Below are 17,699 nucleotides of genomic sequence, written 5' to 3' on the forward strand. Positions count from 1 at the left end.
ACCTGTAAAGACTGACTCACAACCCCAGAGGCACGTTGCCACTACTGCACAGACTGACGAACTCCGATGAAGCAGAAATAATTCAGTGTGCGATAGATATATGTCCGATAGAGTCCATAGGTTAGGACGTAAACGGAGGGATTCGATGGACTTGACTGACACTCCCGACGATGTTCGAGATCCGAACGAGGAACCACCAGACTTCACCGACTGGGACGCACCCGAAGCAGTTCTGAAGGGTGGGCCAATACGAGAACGACTCCTCAGTGTTATCCTGCAACTCCGCACTCCAACCAAGGTCGCCGACATCGCGGACCAAGCAGACTGCGATACCGAGACCGCTCGAGACTACCTCAAATGGTTCACCTCAATGGGGATGACGCGCGAGATTCCGGGGCGGCCTGTAAGATACGAGCGCAATGAGTCGTATCTGCAGTGGCGCAGAATCGAGCAGATTCGAGAGCAGTATTCAGAGACCGAAATCGTCGAAGAACTCACAGCGACGATGGAGGAACTCGAAGCGTATCGAGCGCGATTCGATGCCGACAATCCGGACGAGGTATCGCTCGTGGATGAGACCGGAGAGTCGTCGGTCGAGGAGCTGTGGGACGCCGTGAGTGAGTGGAAAACGCTTGAAGAGCGCGCCGAACTGTTAGATACCGCCCGCCAAAACGGTCATCCATCGAGTGGTGGTGCCAGAGTCGATGCCTGAGGATCGGTCGGGTGACGATGAGGATGTCGCGGAGGATGTTGGTGGCATAGATACCGAGATTCTCGAACAAATTGGACAGCCCCTCGAACGAAGCCATCAATTCTCAGAAGTCGTGTTTCAGCCAGACTACGCGCCAAGTTCCGTCGTCGCCGAGTACGACATGGGGTACTTTCCGGCGGCTATCGACCGTGCATATCTCGAGATTCGATGGTATGAGACGGACGATTTCAACGTTCACTACTCCGAGCAGTACAACGATGGTGACCACTGGGAGTGTCGGTGGGACCGCCATCCGAACAGCCACAACGCACGCTCGCATTTCCACCCACCGCCAGAGGCAACGACGCCCGGTGACGATGCAGAATACGCGAGAGACTGGCGGGATGTACTCTCAAGCATTCTTGAAGACTTAGACGACCGAATCGAAGCGTTCTGGGCGTAGTTAGGTCCCAATCGAAGTAGTGAGTACGAACCGTCTCTCTCCAGCAGATTCTGCGTAGTCGTTTCGATACAGCAGTTGTGTTTTGTGCCCCGAAGGGGTGCGGGGCACTCGATTTCTCAGTGCCTCACGACAACAATGACAACACCTCTTGACCGACTCCAAACGACGAATCGTGTTCGAAAACGCGCTCAATACGAAGCCTTCGAGTTCGAACTCCGAAACGGCAGTGTCCGTGTTCGGAACGGGAGTCACGCTGACCCGGAGAATCACGAATACACTATTCGAATCGAAGATGACCTCCCCACGGCATGCACCTGCCCGGCGGACATGAAGTACAGTGGCGCGTGCAAACACCGTGTCGCCGTCGCAATTCGTCAACCGATCCTCGATGCAGTCCGACACCAGCAAGTACTTGCGGACGGCGGCGTGCGCTCTCGAACTTCGAGCCAGTCCCACGATAGCGAGAAGAATTCAGAGGAACCGGCAGACGCAGAAGACGACGCCTGTGACTGCGCGGACCTTTCTGGTGGCTTCCCGTGCTGGGAGTGCTATCGAAGTGGCCGACGAGATTTCCCAGAATAGTTGAGTTGCTTCTGGTTATTTTCCGTCGCCTCCAACAGGAGTGGAGGCGACAAGAAGTGAGCAACTCTACGAGTCTTGAGGAATCGAACAGGCTAACGCCGGAACAACGACTTGAGCCACCGAACATTCAACTCATTGCTCCTGGAATTGCGACGATCAAGGACATGGACACCCTTCGTGCCTGTGTTGCCTACGAGAACACTCACCAGCAGCGACTCCAGATTCTCCGGCGACTCGAACGACGAGCGAGAGAGATTCGCGCAGAAGACGAGTGATCAACGTCCGGTGAAACAGCGTTCAGATTCCCGAAACCAGATAATAATACTCTGAAGTATGGTACTCTAAAGTACGATTATCCGAAGTACTATAATCAGTGGGAGCGTATAGAGTCACATGCCGGATTTCATCAATCGAACGGAGGAACTTTCTCGCCTTCACGACCTCTATGACTCAGACGAACCAGAGCTAGCAGTGATTTTTGGTCGACGTCGACTCGGGAAGACCGAACTCGTCAAACACTCGCTTCGCGAGGCGGATGACGCAGTCATATATCAAGCGAAACAGAAGACGGCCGACCTCCAACTCCGACAGTTCATCGAAGTCGCGGCGGAAACGTATCCCGGAATCACACGCATTCGTGAAGACTGGGAAGCGATTCTTGGCTATCTTGCCGACCAGGACGCTGTCATCGTCCTTGACGAGTTTCCGTACCTCGTCGAGCAAGATCAAAGCCTTCCCTCCGTCCTCCAAGCAATGTTCGACCACGAACTCGACGACTCAGCCGCAACAATCGTACTCGTCGGGTCGTCAATTAGCATGATGGAGGAGGCAGCACTCCTCGGGAATAGCCCCCTCTACGGACGGTCGTCACTGAAGCTCGATATTAGGCAACTCTCGTTCGACGCCGCGATGGAATTCTTCCCCAAGGGTTACACGGCCGCCCAACAAGTTCTCACATGGGGTGTTTTCGGTGGCGTCCCCTACTATCTCGAAGAGGTCTCCTCCGATGCGAGCCTTGGCGAAAATATTCAGCAAACGATTCTTTCACGTCACGGCTCACTTCGGAACGAACCCGATTACGTACTCCGAATGGAGCTCACAGAGCCGACTCGGTACTTCTCGATTCTGGAAGCAATCGCTGGAGGGAATACAGGTCGAAACGAAATTGCGGGGACCACCGGTATCGACTACAACCAACTCTCAAAGTATCTCCAGCGGCTATCACGACTCCGATTAGTCGACCAGCACGTCCCAGTCACCGAGCGGAAAGAGCGAACGAAGCGAAGTCGCTACCGCATCCGTGATCCCTTCTTCCGCTTCTGGTTCCACTTCGTCTACGGGACTGGCGACCGATACGACGAGTTCGGCGACGAAGCATACGAGGTACTCGTCGAACCCGAGTTACCGGACTTCGTGAGTCACTCGTTCGAAGAACTGTGCTGTTCAGCGTTGCGAACGCTCTATCCAGAATACACGATTACAGATACAGGCCAATGGTGGTACGGTGAACACGAAGTCGATGTTGTCGGTCTCACAACTGGAGACACCCTCCTTGCAGGGGAATGCAAATTCCAGCGTTCGCCACTCGGTTACGATGCGTTATCGAAACTCGAAGCTCACGTCGAGGAGTTACGGTGGACGCCGGACGGAGGAAGGGAGCGAACTGAGGAATATGCGCTGTTCTCACGGAGTGGCTTCAAAGCATCAGTCGAAGAAGCCGCCGAAGAGCGGGAGAATCTCCGTCTGTTTACTGTCGAAGATATCGTCGAAGCACTCAATCGGTAGCCCCAGAAGGTGAGTGCTGGCTGTCTTTCTCCAGTAGATTCTGCGTAGTCGTCTCGATACAGCAGCTGTGTTTTGTGCCCCCGAAGGAGTGCGAGGCACTCGATTTCTCGGTGCTCCACGACCAAGATGACAACACCACTTGCAAGGCTCAACACGACGAATCGTGTCCGGAAACGCCCCCAGTACGAAGCCGTCAAATTCGAAAAGTCACCATTCGAAATTCTACCGCAATTACTAGCCCAGACAGAAGGTAGTGTGGCTTCACACTACTTTTTTGACGAAGGAGTTCTATCTTCTGACTATGAGTAGTGACCGTATCGACGCCGAGAGCAAGGTGTCGGGCAACCAAGCGAACATTCCTGCTCGAATCCGTCGAGAACTCGGCATCGACGACGGCGACCAGCTCCGTTGGCACATCGAAGACGACGGTAGTATTCGAGTGCACGTCATTCAACAACGGACAGGAACCTTCAGTGACTTCGACGGCTATGACGGAGACACACAAACAGACGTCACTACCGAGCACGACGCGTGGGGCGTCGATACCAAATAAATGCCCCGAGCCTTGCTCGACACGTCAGTCCTCTTTGCAGCTACTTACCGCCGAGATAGCGCACACGATACTGCACTTCCCGTTCTCCGTGGCGTTGACGATGGATCGCTCCCGGAGGCAGTCATTCTCGATTACGGAAAATTCGAGGCGAAAGCCTCGCCCTTCAGGGCGGGGATGAAGCCGACCAACAGTGTTCAACCGCCGACGATGGCATAGACGGGGTTCCAACGCAATCTATAAGCTAGCCAGCCATGATAGTATGCATAGATGGTAAAGGGTACCCGTCACGCGAAATACGAGCTCTACTACCACATAGTGTTCGTGCCGAAATCTGGCGGGACCGAAGGTCCCGCTGACCTCGCGGAACAGGGTTCCGCTCAGTATCGGCGTTCGCACCTGACGGGGAAGACGAAGGAACGTCTCGAAACCATCTTCGCGGAAATCTGCGAGGACAAAGACCTCGAACTGGCCGAGTCCGATGTCATGCCCGACCACGTACACCTGTTCATCGGGAGTCCACCGAAGAACGCCCCGTCTCTCATCGTCAACTGGGTCAAGGGCATCTCGGCGCGGAAATACAACCAACGCTACGATGACCGCGTGAAGTGGACTCGTTCGTACTACGTCGGAACAGCGGGAAGTGCCTCGAAGGGCGCTGTCGAACAGTACATCGCTGAACAGGAAGGCGACGACGCATGAAGCGCGTCAACACCTTCGAGGTCGTCCCACAGTCCGAGAACGACAAAGAATGCCTCCTACGGCTACTCGACGCCTCCGCCTCCCTGTGGAACGAACTCACCTACGAACGTCGTCAGAACTACTTCGATGACGGCGACGTATGGGACACCTCCGAGTACCGAGGACGCTACAACGGCGCCGTCGGGAGCGCGACCGTTCAACAGGTCACGCGCAAGAACAGCGAAGCGTGGCGGTCGTTCTTCGCCCTCAAGGGTAAAGGCGAGTACGCCAACCCACCGTCATACTGGGGCAACGAGGAGGACGGACGAGAACTCCGCACCTACATTCGGTGCAACCAGTACACGATTCAGTGGGGCAAGCGGTCGCGTCTCGAAATCCCTGTCGGGCAAGAACTGAAAGAGGAATACGGACTCGGCTACCACGAACGACTCCGCCTCGAAGTCCGAGGCAACCCGAAATGGGATGGCAAACAGGGACGTCTGGAACTTGAGTACGACGAGGTGAGCGACACGTTCAGGGCTTTCCAACCAGTCACCGTCCCTGATTCTCGACTGGATTCACCACTGGCTTCCGAAGAAGCCGCCCTCGACGTTGGCGCAAACAATCTCGTCGCCTGTTCCACGACCACTGGGAACCAGTACCTCTACGACGGGCGAAAGTTGTTCGAGCGGTTCCGCGAGACGACCGACGAAATCGCCCGCCTCCAGTCAAAACTCCGAGAGGGACGCTACTCCTCGAAACGGATTCGACGGCTGTACCGACAGCGAACCCGTCGCCGTGACCACGCACAGAACGCGCTGGTGCGCGACCTCGTTGAACGGCTGTACGACGAGGGCGTGGCGACTGTGTACGTAGGCGACCTGACCGACGTGCTGGAAACGCACTGGTCGGTCAAGGTGAACGAGAAAACGCACAACTTCTGGGCGTTCAAGAAGTTCATCCACCGTCTCGCATGTGTCTGTGAGGAGTACGGCATCAGCCTCGAAGCCGAGTCGGAAGCATGGACGAGTCATACGTGTCCCGAGTGTGGCGACCACGAAGCGACGGTTCGCCACGAGGATACGCTGACGTGTCCGTGTGGTTTCGAGGGGCACGCCGACCTCACAGCGTCAGAAACGTTCCTTCGAGAAAACAGCGATACGGAAATCAGGCCGATGGCACGGCCCGTGCGATTCGAGTGGGACGACCACGACTGGTCGAGGAAACCACACCTTCACGAAAGTCCCAAAGAAGTGCGCACAAACCCGCAAGTTGCCTCCGTGGGTCGGTAGCCGAACCCCCAACGGAGGAATCCCCGCGCTTTAGCGCGGGGAGGATGTCAATGCGACACAAAGGAACGTCGCTCGCGGACTCGCTTCCTGCGTTCCAGGCGAATCCAGCACTGATCTACGACGGCATCTCACCACAGTCCGGACGGCGGGTCAACCGGGAGTGGGCTCTCCCACTGAAACCGTTCGGCGCCATCGCGCCGATGTTCGACCAACTCGGCGAAGTCGGACAGGACCTCTACGGCGCAGGTGCGTACCCCGAGATGGCGCGAATCCAATACCATCCACTCGGGGACGAGGCCGTCCTCTACGTTGACGGACCCACCATTGTAGAACGTGAAAATGCACACACGTGGCGTGTCGAACCCCTCGGCCACCAGACGACCTATGACGCACACCTCGAGGGAGAGACCGACACCCTCATCGACTTCGCCATACTGCCAGCGGACGAGAGTGACGCGGTGGCACTCACCTACGACACGGATACCGACTGCTATCGGTGTGAGCTCGCTGCTGACAACGAGTACGAGATAACACGAAGGGTCCCCAAGCGTGCGATAATCGTCGAGGACTTTCAGGTGACTCCGGAGTCTATCAGCGTTGGCGAAACCGCAACTGTCTCGATGACGGTCAAGAACACGTCCGCGCTGGCAGGCACCCACGAAGTTTCGCTCACCGTCGGCAGGGCGTCGTTCACTCAGTCAGTCACGCTCAATTCCCATAGCTCACAGGACGTGCGCTTCGAGGTCTCGCCTGAGACGCCGGGAACATACAATGTCACTATCGCCCACGAAAATCGGGCACTGCACGTCGAGGACTCCTGAGCTCGATTTCCAAGCAGCGTTTCTGACAGTGCCTGCTCGTGCTCCATCTGTGGCCGTACAGTAGCGTACCTTGTGCTGCCAGCCCCTTACCCGAACCAGCAAGTAGGATCGTCCCATTCCCTCCCGGAAATCCGGATGGATACGGTTGCGCTTGCACGAACTTCGTTCGGTGTTATACGTAACGCACGCCCGCGCTCCGCCACACATTCCGGGTATTTGACCGCACTCTCTGAGCGCCAGTGGGTTAGTCAGTCGGTTCCTGCCTGCGCAGAACACGCCTCGCTGTCTCAGGGGCGATGCCGTTCGGCTGAATCTGCGTATCGGAGGTGTTTTGTACCGATGAAAGAATTCGCTACGTAGACGGCACGGTTGGCAGCGTCCTTTCAACCCGCGTGGTTTCCACGTGTGGTTCCCGCTGTCTACCTACCCCGTCTATTCAATAACCACGAGCGACAGCTATTACGATATCCAGAAGACGCTACGCTACTCTACCAGCGTTTCCCCCAGTGCTTACAACAACAGGTCAAAGCAGCCGATTCTCCGCAATTTAAGCAGTCACCCATCTATCGAGTGTAGTCACCGTTGGAGCAATAGGTACGAATCAAGCTTTTTCCGGCAGCTGCCCAGATAATAAGAAGTGTAGTACTGGGAGTCAGGGACAGCCGGAACATACCTGGTGTTGACGACGGCGTCAGAATGTCAGTACCTGCGCCCCGACCCAAGTAACGCTGAATGGTGAGGATAGCTGTGGTTCCACCGGAGCGTGCTGACGGTGTAAACTACCCCGTCCTACTCGCTCGCCTTTCGGCTCGCTTGTTGAGGGCGGGCCCTCCGCGCTACCGCAAGGTGAACCGCAGGCTCGGAAGTTGCTCTTCCCAGATTTGGAGTCCTCAAGAGCATCTTCCAGCTGATCAAATGGAAGAGACATTACTTCGACCTAGCATCTTTTATACCTCGTTGCACAAAATCAGATAGTGTCCGAAAATACGAAACAAGGTATAAAGGTCTGCATCAGCACCACTCCTGACGACGATACAGATATCTTCCGAATCAGTGCCGCGGACGACATCCTTCGACTGCTGGTTGACGCGAACGACACGGAATTCACGATTCCAGAACTAGTCGATGCAGTGGGAGTGACCCGTTCGACAGTCTGGCGAGCTGTACAACTACTCGACCACCTCGACGTGGTGCGTATCCGCGACACCCCGCAGAGGAAGTACGTCTCGATTGACCCGGAACGTCTCCAGAAAGACGATCCAATACTCGCAATCGAACAGCCAGAGTTTCACGACCCCGTCAGAGCGTTTGTCGAAGAGGTTCGGTCTGCACTCGGTGAAGCAGACGACGTCGAAACCGTCGTCGGTATCGTCCTGTTCGGAAGTGTCGCTCGCGGCGAAGCAGACCGGCAGAGCGACATCGACTTCTTCGTCGTCGTAGATGGCGATAGAACAACTGCCAGACGGTGCGTGACAGACGTGGTCAGCGAACTCCGTGAGCGTCGTTTCGACGGCGACCGATTCGACTTTGAGCCGTACGTCGAATCAGCAGAGAGCGCACGCCGGGCAGGAGCAAAGCTACGAGAAATCTTCGAGGAAGGAATTACCGTGTATGGAACTGAGCAACTGCAGTCGATTCGCAAGGAGGTTTTCGCCGATGAGTAGTTCGAAAATCGAGACGCTACTGGACGACGTACAAGCCGCCTTCGACCGGCGACCCGAAAACATCGAAACCGGACTGACCGTCGAAGATACCGCCCTCCTGCAACTGCGGAAGGCGTGCCGTCTACTGGCAGGTGCCGACGCACTCCGTGACGACGGCTACTACACGCTCGTCATCGAAGCGTCGTTTGTCGCAATCGAGCGGACGGTCGAGTTCCGACTCTTAGAGCGCGGGACTGCACAGTCCGACGCGCTTCCCGGAACCCATCCAGGCGTCTATCGTGAGGCCGCGTCGGCAGGTATCTTCTCCGAATCGGTTGCTAACGACCTCGCAGACTTGTGGCGCGAACACCGAGCGAAGACGTACTATCAGGACGGTCTCGCGGCAAGGAGCCGGGCAGAGAGAATGTACGAACTTGCGTCGGAGATACACTGGTTTGTCGTCGGTCGCTCGTCACAGGGACACGAGTGTATCTGTGAGTGAGGGGATCGTCGGACTCTGACCAGTGATGGTCGTCCCACTTGAAGCATACAGGACGTGCCATCGACCGTGTTACCGTTGTCTGCCGTTGACGAGACGCAGAGCGTCTCGTTCGCCAATCAGAACTTTCCGAGTTCTGATGACGTCTCAAGAACGTCTCTGACGCTGTGAGGTCTGCGTGCCCCTCGAATCCACCCGGACACGTCAGGGTGTCTTCGTGGCGAGCAACGAGATAGAACACGCTATTGATCAGGCATAAAGTTGTGATCAATTTCTCCGCTGAACTCTTTGGCGACGAACTCATTGCGAAGCGTGCCGACCCCTTCGACTTCGACCTCGATAGTGTCTCCGTCGCTTATTGGGCCGACACCCGACGTGGTGCCCGTTGCAATTACGTCCCCTTGCTCGAGGGTAATTAGATTCGTAATCTCCGCTATCAATTCGGGAATAGAGAAAATGAGGTTATCTACAGTTGACTTCTGTTGGACCTCGCCGTTCTTCCGCAGTTCGATTGCGGCATCGTCGGGAACCCGATCGGATGACGCGACGACCGGGCCGATCGGGGCGGCGTTGTCGAACGACTTCCCGCGCACCCAGTTCTGTTCCTGACGCTGGTCGTCTCGATTCGAGAGGTCGTTGACGCAGGTGTACCCCGCGATGACGTCTTCGGCGTGGTCGGCCGAGACGTTCCGACACTGCTCGCCAATGACGACGCCCAGTTCGGCCTCATGGTCGATGCGCTCTTTGTCCTCCGGGAGCGCAATCGTATCACCGTGGGCAGCCAGCGTATTCGGCGCTTTGAGGAACAACAGCGGTCGCTCCGGGATCTCCGAATCGGTCTCCTCGGCGTGGTCTCTGTAGTTCAACCCGATACAGACGATCTTACTTGGATTGGTCGGCGGTAGTATCCGTACCTCCTCGAGGTCGTACCGTCGATTCTCGAATACCACGTCCCCGTCCTCCCATTCTCCGAGACGTACCGAGCCTGCTGGGTCTCGGAATCGAACTCGTTGCATGCTAACCATACGCACGGGTAATTCAGGTAAAAAGATTTGCCTACAGTTGCTGTTGAATGGGCGTTCACATTGCCTCGTCGGAAATTCAGCATTTTCGAGCCGAGTTCGGGGTGGAACCGGCAATCGCACAACCTTGTGCGTGGTCGTGCGAACCTGAACACCACCCATCTGATGTTGATAAGGGCACCGCGCGAAAACGACCGGTTCAGTCGGTGTCGGCGACGGTCGGAGCCCTCTCGGAGTAGATCCTTTCGTTCAATAGCAACGCGATCGGAACGGCCGAAAGGAGGACGACTCCGGCGAGCATGGCGAACGCAACGCGCAGGCTAAGGATTTCACCGATGTACCCAATGATCGGTGGTGAAATTGACGCCGCCACGAGCGCCCCGGTCCAGAGGTAGCCGAAGGTCCTCCCTTCGCGCTCGGGCGGGGTGATATCGCTCACCAACGCGTCTCGTGCCGGATTCTGGCTGAACAGACTCGCACCGAGAACGACGAGGACGACGACCAGACCGACGGGCGAGAGTGCCAGCGTCGAGAGCGCCGTCAGCGCAACCGTCGCCACCAGGAGGTAGCCAATGACGATCTTCCGATGGTCGAACCGATCGGCAAGCACGCCGGTTCCCAGCTGCGCCAGCCCGGCGACTATCAGGAGTGACGAGTAGTAGAAACTAGCGGTTGATTCGGGCTCAAGCGTCGTACCGAACGCCGAAACCGTGAATCCGTATATCGACGTGACGAACTCGGGGAGGAAGACGGTGACGCCGTTGGCTGCCATTATCTGGACGGTGAAGTAGACGAAGATAACGATCATCGGATACCTGTATGCGCGGCCGTCATCGTCGCTCTGGGGTTTGGCAGAGGTTTCGGGATCGACGTCCACCGGTTCGGTCTCGAAGGCTCGGAGAACAACGAAGAGTGCAGCCGTGAACGCGACGGCGAGCGCACCGAACAAACCGAGGACAACGGTCCACGGCACGAAGACGAGCAGGACGCCGACCGCCGCCGGAGCCAATCCGTCGCCGAATTTAGACGCGCTCCCCCACATTCCGAGGACTCGCCCCTTGTTGGCCGCGTCCACGTTCACTGTGATGAGGGGATACCCTGTCGGATGAACCGTACTCGAACCGAGGCCGGCAACAAGCATCGCCGCCAGCATCGTCACCAAGCGACTGTCCACGCCGTATCCAAGGACGGAAAAACTGAGACCGAGTGGAGTGATCGCCGGAATCGTGGCGAGAATCAGTACGCCGACTCCCATCACGCCTATGCCCACAGAGAGCAGATACCGCCGGTCGTACCTGTCGGAGAGGATTCCCATCGGTGCTTGCCCAAGCGCGGAACCGAACGTGTGGGCGCCGAGTATCAGGCCGAGTTTCCAGAGGGGGTAGCCGAACGCCGCCGCCCATATCGGAATCAGTGGGGGGAAGACTCGCTTCAAGAGATGGTCGACCCCGTGCACGCCGCTAACGACGAACGCGAACAGCCACTCACGGCGTTGCATCGTACAGTTGGTGTCGGTTTCGCCGGACCGAGGCCGAGATGATACGACCGGGTCGGACCCGTCCGGAGACGGGGCGGCACGACCGGGCCGGACGACAGTTACCAGTCCGGCGCATAGGGATTGTCGTACTGGCGTTTCTCGCGGTCGATCGAGTCGATTCTCGAGATGTCTTCGTCGTCGAGGCCGAGGTCAAGGTCGAGGTCGAGCGACTGCCAGTTGTCGCGGATGTGCTCTTCGCTCGTTGCCTTGGGGATGGCCGCGACGCCCTTCTCGCGCAGCCACGCGAGGCTGACCTGTGCTTCGCTCACGCCGTGTTTCTTTCCGATTTCGCGGAGTTCCGGAACCTCGAACACGCGGCCGTTACCGAGCGGGGCGTAGGCGACCAGTGCCATCCCGTGGCGGTCGCAGTACTCCCGGATTTCCTCCTGTTGGAGCAACGGGTGCATCTCGACCTGTACGGCCGAAATCGGCAGGTCGGAGACGTCACGAGCTTCGTCGATTAGTTCGGGCGTCATGTTGCACACCCCAAGGTGGTCGAACGCGCCCTCCTCGTCGAGGCGGGCGCAGGCCTGAAATGTGTCCTCGGGGTCGTAGTCGCCACCCGGCCAGTGAACGCCGTAGAACAGGTCGACCGAGTCGACGTCGAGGCGGTCCAGGCAGGCCCGGCCGTTTTCGACGATGCTCTCGGTCGAGTAGTCGTCGGTGAACTTTGGGTGCAGGACTTTCGTGGCGAGAAAGACGTCCTCGCGCGGCACGCCGCCGGTCGCTATTCCCTCCCCGACCGCCTCCTCGTTACCGTACGCTTCCGCGGTGTCGAAGTGTCGGTACCCCACCTCCAAGGCAGTCCGTACGCTCTCGGCGCACTGGTCGGGATCGTCGTTTCGGTACGTGCCGAGCCCGAGCGTCGGTATTTGCGGGCGTGTCGCCATGACCGTGGTAATAGATAACGATTAACAAAAGCGTTTCCCAGTCAGTGAAGTGACCGACCGTGCCCGCGACGATTCGGGGCAATAGCCGTCTGACGGCTCGCCGTCCACAGCACTGCTCGCGATGGATTTATGCCTCTGCGGGCCGCCTATAATGTGGAATGTCAACAAGCAACGCACTGTTCGCCGCGAACATCCTGACAGTCGTTGAAGGGGCGACAACGACAACCGAGGAGTTCGAGGACGCGGTGGGGGAGTACGGGGCCGAGTTCGAAGGATGCGACGCCGATGACCTAGTCTCCGCGGTTCGGCGCCGGATCGACGACGAGAGGGTGGTCGAGCAGTTCGCCGCACTCGGCTCGGCGGACTCCCGGACCGTCGCCGAACTGTGCGCACTTGCCGATCACATGGAGCCGGCGGCCGATGACGAATGGCTGCAGTTGCTCCCCCCGTTGCGGCTATTCCGGGACGACGACGTCAGGGTCGAGGGTGCTCCCGAACCGTTCGTTCCGGTGCCAGCAACTCACCTTCCGCAGCTGACGCAGGTGTACTCGCCGTCGGTGGTCTACGCCTGGCTCGACGATTCGCGGAGCTGCGAGCTGGCCCGACGCGACCTCGAGAAGGTCTTCGAGGAGCCCCGGGGAGTGATGCCGTTCGCCGTGTACGGGCCGGCGTACAAGGAGTTCCTCGATGAGGAGTACAACCTTACCGCGGGCCCGGCGCTGTTGTTCATGCGCGAGGGGACGGTCGAGGCGCGACTGTACGGGGCCCACGGCACCACCACGATCGAGGCGGAACTGGAGCGCCACTGCGCATGACCCCCACCGCGAAACACCGGCGACTCACAGGGGAGCCAGGTCAACGCCCGCTTAATCAAAATCTTTATGGCTATTGGAGTGTGTGAACATGTACCACATCATGACCGTCGATGGAGAGGGTGAATACGGGGTGCCGGTGTCGTGGGGGATCCGATGAGCGTCGCGGAACGGTTCGAAGCGTATCGGGAGAGCGACTTCGTAATCATCACCCGACGGACGCTCCGGAACCTCCTCTCAGAGCGAATCACCAAGTTCGCGTTCGCAATTCTAGTCGGGATTCTGATTCTGGGCATCATCGGACCGATGATCGCCCCGTACCCATACAACGAGCAGCAGACGACCGCCGACGGGGAACTGATGCGATACGAATCGCCGTCGTTCGAGCACCCGCTCGGCACCAACGACCGGGGAGAGGACGTACTCTCCCGGCTTCTGATCGGCGCGCGGACGACGCTGATCACGGGACTGCTCGCGGGTGGGCTGATGATGACCGTCGGACTGGCCGTGGGGATGACCGCCGGCTACGTCGGGGGGAAGACCGAGAGCTTCCTCATGCGTTTGGTCGACTTCATGTACGGCATCCCGTTCATCCCGTTCGCAATCGTTCTCATCACGTTCTTCGGCGCGGGCTTCTACACCACGATTGCGATTCTCGGTCTCGTCCTCTGGCGGTTCATCGCCCGAGTGATACGCTCGCAGGTGCTCCAGATCAAACAGCGGCCGTACATTATGGCCGCGCAAGCCTCGGGCGCGAGCACGACGTGGATAATGCGCAAGCACATCCTGCCGAACATCGCGAACATGGCCGCCCTGTTCTTCGCGATGGGGGTCGGACTGGCGATACTCGAACAGGCCGGCCTCTCGTTCATCGGCGTGACCGACCCATTCACGCCCACATGGGGCATCATGATTCGCAACGCCAACCAGGCCGGACGGGTCGCGGACGCGTGGTGGTGGTCGTTCCCGCCGGGCATCATGATAGCACTGACCGTCCTATCGCTGTACCTCCTCGGACGGGGCTACGAAGGCGGCAACGACGACGAGGTGGTGGTCTAACGTGTCCGACCCATTACTCGAGTTCGAGGACGTCTACATCCGCTACCGAACCGACGGGTTCAACGACGTCCACGCGGTCAACGCCGCCTCGTTTTCGATCGACGAACACGACTACTTCGGATTGGTCGGCGAGAGCGGGTGCGGCAAGAGCACAATCGCCGACGCAATCGTCGGGGGCCTCGACGACAACGGCGAGGTCGTCTCGGGGACGATCCGGTACAAGGGCAAGGAGATTCAGGACTACTCCGAGGCAGAGTTCAACAAGAACATTCGCTGGAAGGAGATCTCAGTGATCCCCCAATCGTCGATGAACAGCCTCGACCCCGTGATGAAGCTGAGCGAGCAAGCCGTCGAGATGGCGAAGTACCACACCGACCTCTCGAACGCCGAGGCGCTCGACCGACTCCGGGAGCTGTTCGACGTCGTCGGGCTGTCAGAATCCCGAATCGACGACTACCCGCACCAGTTCTCGGGCGGGATGCAACAGCGGGCGATCATCGCGTTCGCGCTGTTCCTCCGGCCCAGCCTGATCATCGCGGACGAGCCGACGACGGCGCTCGACGTCATCATGCAGGACCAGATCATAGACCACATCAACGGCCTGAAAGACGAGTGGGACGTCAGCATGCTGCTCATCACGCACGACATCTCACTAGTGTTCGAGAACTGTGACTCGATGGCGGTCATGCACGGCGGCCAAATCGCCGAAGCGGGCACGGTCGAGGACGTGTTCGACCACCCGCGGCACCCGTACGCGATCCTCCTCCAGAACGCGTTCCCGGACGTGCGCTTTCCGGACCGCGAGCTGGCCGTGATAGACGGGCACCCGCCCCAACTTCACGACGAGGTGGACTTCTGCACGTTCGTCGATCGGTGTCCGTGGGCCGAGCCCGCCTGCCGCGAAGGTGCGCCTCCGGCGAACCCCGTGACCGGCGACGAGGACCACCTCGCGTGGTGCATCCGGGCCGACGAGATGTCGGAGCTGGCGGCCGAGTACCTCGACCGCTCGACCGAGTCGACGAGTATCTTGGAGGGAGAAGGATGAGCGCCGACGAACCGGTCTTCGAGCTACGGTCGCTGGAGAAGCACTTCGACACGACCTCGGGGCTGACTGAGACGATCAAAAACCGGCTTGCCGGCAGGGAGCCACGACTGGTGCGGGCGGTCGACGACGTCGACCTGACGCTGGAGGAGAACCAAGTCCAGGGCGTGATCGGCGAGAGCGGTTGCGGGAAGACGACACTGTTGCGGACCCTTATCGGGCTCTACACTCCAACGGGCGGCGAGATGCGATTCCACGGCCGACCGACGTCGGAGTTCACCAAGGAGGAGTGGAAGGAGTTCCGCCAGCAGGTCCAAATCGTCTTCCAGGACCCCTTCAACTCCCTCGATCCGAAGTTCAGTGTGCGCCGGACTCTGGCTGAGCCGCTACAGATTCACGGTATCGACTACGACCGCACCGACATCGAGGAGATGCTGGAGACCGTCGGCCTGACGCCGGCGAGCCAGTACATCCAACAGTTCCCGAACCAGCTCTCCGGTGGGGAGAAACAGCGTGTCGCCATCGCGCGGGCGTTGATCACCGAGCCCGACGTGATCCTGGCCGACGAACCGGCGTCGATGCTCGACGTGTCGACGCAGGCCGAGATTCTGAACCTTCTGAACGAACTCACCGACGAGTTCGGCGTTTCGATGGTGTACATCTCCCACGACCTGTCGACGGTGTCGTACATCTGCGACTGGATCAACGTAATGTACCTCGGACGGATCGTGGAGAAGGCGCCGACCCGGGAGTTGCTCTCGAACCCCAAGCATCCCTACACGCAGTCGCTGATTCGCTCCATCCCGATACCGGACCCACATTACGAGCGCGAGCAGGCGACCATCGGGGGCGAGCCCGGGGACCCGATAGACATGCCCCAAGGGTGTCGGTTCAAGAACCGATGTCCCAAGCAGATGGGGATTTGCGACGAGACGCCCCTCGACGTCGCGCCCGACGGTGACGAGGACCGCACGGTCGCCTGCCATCTCTACTACGACCACGAGACGGAGGCCGAGTCCGAGATGAGAGAACGACCGAGCGACGACTTTCGTCCGAGCAGTCCGGAGGACACGGTATGAACAGAGACGCGTTACACGTTCACGACGACAGTGAGACGCACTGTGCGACGACAGACGGGTTGCCGCCCGCCGGTGGGGCGGCGGCGTCGAGGACCAGAGGTGAGTGCTCATGAGCCGCCTGCGGTATTTCGCTCGGCGCACTCTGGTGACGGCGGTACTCATCTTCCTCGTCGCAACGGCATTGTTCCTGTTCTTCCGGTTCATGCCGGGCGACTACACCTCGCTACTGGTACAGCAGGGGATGGACCCCCAGCAGGTCGAGGCATTGAAGCGTAAATGGGGCCTTGCCGCGCCGTTGCACGTCCAGTACTTCCGCTACATCCTCAACATCCTGACGGCGGACGTCGGTCAATCGTTCCGCTACGGGGAACCCGTCTGGGACCTGGTCTGGCCGCGGATCCTCAACTCGTTCGTACTGGTCGCGCCCGCCATCACGGCGACGTACATCATTGGGGGTATCTTCGGCGCGATTATAGGCTGGCGCCGTGGCGGATACCTCGAGAAAACCGGGATCATCGGTGTCTCAGTGTTCCACTCCATTCCGGACTTCTTCCTGGGCATCATCCTGATCGCGACGTTCTCCTCGTCACTGGGCATCTTCCCGACGTCAGGGATGCTCTCTGCGCCGACGATGATCATGATCGGGGACCAGCCGTACTGGCATCGGTTCTTGCTGCCGGAGTTCTGGATGCACTACGCGCTCCCCTTCGCGACGGTGACGCTGTACTTCATGCAGTACCCTGCGCTGATCATGCGCAACAGCGTCGTCGAAGTGAGCGACCAAGAGTTCCTCCACTACCACCGTCTGAAGGGGCTTCCGCAGTCGAAGCTACTGCGGAAGATCATCCGCCACGCGTCCCTCCCCGTCGTCACGCTCTACCCCATCTCGCTGGCGGCCTCCATCAGCGGACTCGTCCTGATCGAGATCGTGTTCAACTGGCCCGGAATCGGCTCGCTGCTGGTCAGTTCGGTCTTGGCGCGGGACTTCCCGGTTATCCAGTTCGTGTTCTTGGTCGCCGCTGTCTGGGTGATCCTCGGGAATTTCCTCGTGGACTTGCTCTACGGGGTGCTTGATCCGCGCGTCTCCGTCGGCGGCGACGAAGCCGAGTAGACTCTGTGGGTCATCGGGTTCGGCGTCGATAGGGGGTCCCCGATTCGGCGTTTGGGATGGCACCGCGCGACGCTACAGTTCGACTGCGTCGGCATTGGGCGGGATAGTTCGAACGCTCGACCGTCTCCGGTAGGTGCGAA

Annotated in this window: 19 protein-coding genes and 2 pseudogenes; 17 read left to right on the forward strand and 4 right to left on the reverse strand. The window is 59.0% G+C overall.

Annotated elements, in window-relative coordinates:
- Positions 1-145: 145 nt before the first annotated feature.
- The 12 genes and pseudogenes from F7R90_RS21040 (at position 146) to F7R90_RS21095 (ending at position 9,010) form a co-directional block, all read left to right on the forward strand.
- Positions 146-712: a DUF7342 family protein gene (locus F7R90_RS21040; RefSeq protein ID WP_158059540.1), complete on the forward strand. Its 567-nt coding sequence runs from the start codon at positions 146-148 to the stop codon at positions 710-712.
- Positions 705-1,154 carry a hypothetical protein gene (locus F7R90_RS21045; protein WP_158059669.1) on the forward strand — a complete coding sequence of 150 codons (450 nt, stop codon included), beginning with the start codon at positions 705-707 and terminating at the stop codon, positions 1,152-1,154. Before F7R90_RS21040 ends, F7R90_RS21045 begins: the two co-directional genes overlap by 8 nt.
- A gap of 135 nt (positions 1,155-1,289) precedes the next feature.
- A complete protein-coding gene (locus tag F7R90_RS21050; protein WP_158059541.1) occupies positions 1,290-1,736 on the forward strand; it encodes an SWIM zinc finger family protein in 447 nt (148 codons plus the stop codon).
- A gap of 56 nt (positions 1,737-1,792) precedes the next feature.
- Complete coding sequence (locus F7R90_RS21055; protein WP_158059542.1) at positions 1,793-2,011, forward strand: hypothetical protein; 219 nt, start codon at positions 1,793-1,795, stop codon at positions 2,009-2,011.
- A gap of 118 nt (positions 2,012-2,129) precedes the next feature.
- Positions 2,130-3,521: an ATP-binding protein gene (locus F7R90_RS21060; protein ID WP_158059543.1), complete on the forward strand. Its 1,392-nt coding sequence runs from the start codon at positions 2,130-2,132 to the stop codon at positions 3,519-3,521.
- A gap of 301 nt (positions 3,522-3,822) precedes the next feature.
- Positions 3,823-4,074, forward strand: a complete 252-nt coding sequence (locus F7R90_RS21065; protein ID WP_158059544.1) for an AbrB/MazE/SpoVT family DNA-binding domain-containing protein — start codon at positions 3,823-3,825, stop codon at positions 4,072-4,074.
- Positions 4,075-4,209: pseudogene (locus tag F7R90_RS21070) on the forward strand (VapC toxin family PIN domain ribonuclease); the annotation flags it as partial.
- Between the two features lie 132 nt (positions 4,210-4,341).
- Entirely contained in the window at positions 4,342-4,773 is a 432-nt protein-coding gene (gene tnpA / locus F7R90_RS21075; RefSeq protein ID WP_158059545.1) for an IS200/IS605 family transposase, read from the forward strand.
- A complete protein-coding gene (locus F7R90_RS21080; RefSeq protein WP_158059546.1) occupies positions 4,770-6,044 on the forward strand; it encodes an RNA-guided endonuclease InsQ/TnpB family protein in 1,275 nt (424 codons plus the stop codon). The genes tnpA and F7R90_RS21080 overlap by 4 nt, the downstream gene beginning before the upstream one ends.
- Positions 6,045-6,094: 50 nt before the next feature.
- Positions 6,095-6,865, forward strand: a complete 771-nt coding sequence (locus F7R90_RS21085) for a CARDB domain-containing protein (protein ID WP_192498524.1) — start codon at positions 6,095-6,097, stop codon at positions 6,863-6,865.
- Positions 6,866-7,839: 974 nt separating this feature from the next.
- Positions 7,840-8,529 carry a nucleotidyltransferase domain-containing protein gene (locus tag F7R90_RS21090; RefSeq protein WP_158059548.1) on the forward strand — a complete coding sequence of 230 codons (690 nt, stop codon included), beginning with the start codon at positions 7,840-7,842 and terminating at the stop codon, positions 8,527-8,529.
- Complete coding sequence (locus tag F7R90_RS21095) at positions 8,522-9,010, forward strand: hypothetical protein (protein ID WP_158059549.1); 489 nt, start codon at positions 8,522-8,524, stop codon at positions 9,008-9,010. Before F7R90_RS21090 ends, F7R90_RS21095 begins: the two co-directional genes overlap by 8 nt.
- Positions 9,011-9,020: 10 nt before the next feature.
- Here the strand turns inward: F7R90_RS21095 and F7R90_RS22615 are convergent.
- The 4 genes and pseudogenes from F7R90_RS22615 to F7R90_RS21115 form a co-directional block, all read right to left on the reverse strand.
- A pseudogene (locus F7R90_RS22615) lies at positions 9,021-9,230 on the reverse strand (IS200/IS605 family transposon protein TnpB); the annotation flags it as partial.
- A gap of 19 nt (positions 9,231-9,249) precedes the next feature.
- Entirely contained in the window at positions 9,250-10,023 is a 774-nt protein-coding gene (locus F7R90_RS21105; protein ID WP_158059550.1) for a fumarylacetoacetate hydrolase family protein, read from the reverse strand.
- A gap of 205 nt (positions 10,024-10,228) precedes the next feature.
- Positions 10,229-11,527, reverse strand: coding sequence for an MFS transporter (locus tag F7R90_RS21110; RefSeq protein WP_158059551.1), 1,299 nt, complete (start codon positions 11,525-11,527; stop codon positions 10,229-10,231).
- A gap of 98 nt (positions 11,528-11,625) precedes the next feature.
- Positions 11,626-12,456 (reverse strand): aldo/keto reductase, encoded by an 831-nt coding sequence (locus tag F7R90_RS21115; RefSeq protein ID WP_158059552.1) that lies wholly within the window; start codon positions 12,454-12,456, stop codon positions 11,626-11,628.
- A gap of 158 nt (positions 12,457-12,614) precedes the next feature.
- Between F7R90_RS21115 and F7R90_RS21120 the strand changes: the two genes are divergently transcribed.
- The 5 genes from F7R90_RS21120 to F7R90_RS21140 all read left to right on the forward strand — a co-directional run bounded on the left by F7R90_RS21120 (position 12,615) and on the right by F7R90_RS21140 (position 17,559).
- Positions 12,615-13,271 (forward strand): hypothetical protein, encoded by a 657-nt coding sequence (locus tag F7R90_RS21120; protein WP_158059553.1) that lies wholly within the window; start codon positions 12,615-12,617, stop codon positions 13,269-13,271.
- A 153-nt stretch (positions 13,272-13,424) separates the two neighbouring features.
- Positions 13,425-14,327, forward strand: coding sequence for an ABC transporter permease (locus F7R90_RS21125; protein WP_158059554.1), 903 nt, complete (start codon positions 13,425-13,427; stop codon positions 14,325-14,327).
- A 1-nt stretch (position 14,328) separates the two neighbouring features.
- Entirely contained in the window at positions 14,329-15,372 is a 1,044-nt protein-coding gene (locus F7R90_RS21130; RefSeq protein WP_158059555.1) for an ABC transporter ATP-binding protein, read from the forward strand.
- On the forward strand, positions 15,369-16,448 hold the full coding sequence (locus F7R90_RS21135; RefSeq protein WP_158059556.1) for an oligopeptide/dipeptide ABC transporter ATP-binding protein: 1,080 nt from the start codon (positions 15,369-15,371) through the stop codon (positions 16,446-16,448). Before F7R90_RS21130 ends, F7R90_RS21135 begins: the two co-directional genes overlap by 4 nt.
- A 109-nt stretch (positions 16,449-16,557) precedes the next feature.
- Positions 16,558-17,559: an ABC transporter permease gene (locus F7R90_RS21140; RefSeq protein WP_158059557.1), complete on the forward strand. Its 1,002-nt coding sequence runs from the start codon at positions 16,558-16,560 to the stop codon at positions 17,557-17,559.
- Positions 17,560-17,699: the final 140 nt, after the last annotated feature.

Source organism: Halorussus halophilus (genome assembly GCF_008831545.1).
GTDB classification, from domain to species: domain Archaea; phylum Halobacteriota; class Halobacteria; order Halobacteriales; family Haladaptataceae; genus Halorussus; species Halorussus halophilus.